The sequence below is a fragment of the Microbacterium sp. 22215 genome, assembly GCF_052045655.1.
GTDB classification, from domain to species: domain Bacteria; phylum Actinomycetota; class Actinomycetes; order Actinomycetales; family Microbacteriaceae; genus Microbacterium; species Microbacterium phyllosphaerae.
Map to the genome: position 1 here is coordinate 1 of NZ_JBQEPC010000017.1, position 1,955 is coordinate 1,955.

3 protein-coding genes are annotated in these 1,955 nt (G+C 59.5%); all 3 read right to left on the reverse strand.

The genetic code is table 11. From position 1 onward, the window contains the following. Positions 1 to 394, reverse strand: a 394-nt coding sequence (locus ACTJKH_RS17670; protein WP_440738002.1) for a hypothetical protein, incomplete at its 3' end; no start/stop codon positions are given. A 251-nt stretch (positions 395 to 645) separates the two neighbouring features. Continuing rightward, the gene (locus ACTJKH_RS17675) at positions 646 to 1,053 is read right to left on the reverse strand and encodes a hypothetical protein (protein WP_440738003.1); all 408 of its coding nucleotides are present in this window, start codon (positions 1,051 to 1,053) and stop codon (positions 646 to 648) included. Between the two features lie 23 nt (positions 1,054 to 1,076). Beyond that, positions 1,077 to 1,955, reverse strand: an 879-nt coding sequence (locus ACTJKH_RS17680) for an RHS repeat-associated core domain-containing protein (RefSeq protein WP_440738004.1), incomplete at its 5' end; no start/stop codon positions are given.

Sequence of the window (1,955 nt, forward strand, 5' to 3'; positions counted from 1 at the left end):
CAGTCCCCGACTTCGCCGACCGCTGCGCCACCGGCTTCCCCTCCGCACCAGAGTACGTCCGGAACCCCTCCACCACCGACGACCCCACAGCCTGAGACACACTCGTATCCCCCAGGAACAACGTCGCACCCTCCGACGACGACACCCGCAACAACAAGTTGCCGTCAACGTCATACACGTTCGACTGCTCCTCAGCCCCCGCCACCACCTTCGACACCTTGCCGCGTGTGTTGAACGTGATCTCCTGCCCGGGACGACTGACCGCGTTCCCGGACTCGTCATACTCGTACGAGCCCGACCCATCACCCGCCGCACCCGTGATCTCCTGCACCGCATGCGGACGAGCAGCCCCCGCCGCCGGATACTCATACGCCCGAGTCGACGTCGACCCCATCGCAGAATGCGACGTCACACTCGTCCGATTACCCGTGGTCGTGTCGTACGCGTAATCCATCCACATCGGAGCCGGACCACCCATCGTCGCCGCAGACGCAGCATCCGCACACGTCGCTGACGCATTCGGCGTCCACGCCCGCGTCAACTGACGCAGACCGTCGTACGTGTAACACGTCTCCTGCGTCTGCGTCTGCGTCGCAGACAGGACATGAAAGATTTTTGTCACACTTAGCGCAATTACTTCGCTGCTTAGGCGCCGTCGAACATGCGGGAGCCTATACGCAACGCTATTAGAAAGGTTGTTGTGCCCATGACCGCAAGACCGCCGAGCACCAGCAGCCTCTGATCGACCTCCCAGATCAGGAAGTAGAGCAGAACCAGTCCGCCTAGGAAAGATACCGCATTTCCAGCGAATGCAAACCTCAGATGTGCGGCAAATGGAACTACCTCCCCCCTCTCGCGGCTAGCCAATGCGTTGGTGACAAAAGCTCCGGGCAGGCCTCCGATAATAAACACCAGCGACGTGCCGACCAGCCCCCAGAGCATTTGCGAAGGTGGTTGAATGGAGATGCTTTGGGCGTCAACCCAAGCGAATCTCACGGCGGCTATAGTGATAGACGTCAGAACGACCGCAATCACCAAGATCCAAATTGACATGTGGTCTCGGCGCCTAGGTGATTTCATCGAGAAGACTCCAATGTCTCAGACAAGTTCATCGCTTGCTGATCCCACGTTGGCCCTGCCGCGTGAAATACACCGATCGAGACGGCGGTTAGCGCGTCTGCTCCGTGACCGTCTGCCAGTCGAGTGAGATATACGTTCCCATTCATGTCACCCCACGTTGAGAACTTGATTGTCGAGCCCGGCGCGTCGAAGTAACCGCGATCAAGAACAGTAAAGTTGACGGAAGTGGGAGTCGTCGTTAGACCAACTACCCCGTTCGGATTGAGCAATGGAGTTCCCGTATACAATTTGCACTCCATCCCGGTTTTGAACGTCGGGCACCCCTGAACCTCGAACGGAAAGATCTTCGAGGGGTTCGCTTTAAACGCATCCATTGCTTCCACTGCCGTGAACCTTCCACCGGTCGAGACGAGCGCCGTGTCTCGATATGAGTACGGCCAGATGCCAGCTCCAGGGTTCTTATCACAGGTTCGGAATTTGCCCGCCCCTGCGCACCGCGTCGCCGAGTTCGACTGATCGACTCGGCACTTCCAGTCACCAGCACTGCACGAGTCACTCTTCGTCGGGGCGCTTTGCGTGCGCGTAACACTCGTCGGTTTTGGCTTCCCCGCAGACTTGGACGGAGAATTCCTGGTGCAGTTGACGCCCCACCCGCATCCCTGGTCAAGCCGCAGCCCGGTCGGGTCGGTGAACGTGGTCGGGTTGTTGCCCGCGTACGCGTACCCCGTGTTCTGCTGGGGCAGGTTCGTATCGATCACCGGATCCACGGACAGGAACTTCCCGATCGAGGGGTCATACGTTCGCGCCCCCACATTCGTCAGCGCGGTCGCTTCCGCGACCTGCTTGTTCATATACCCCGCACCATCAGCCCACGC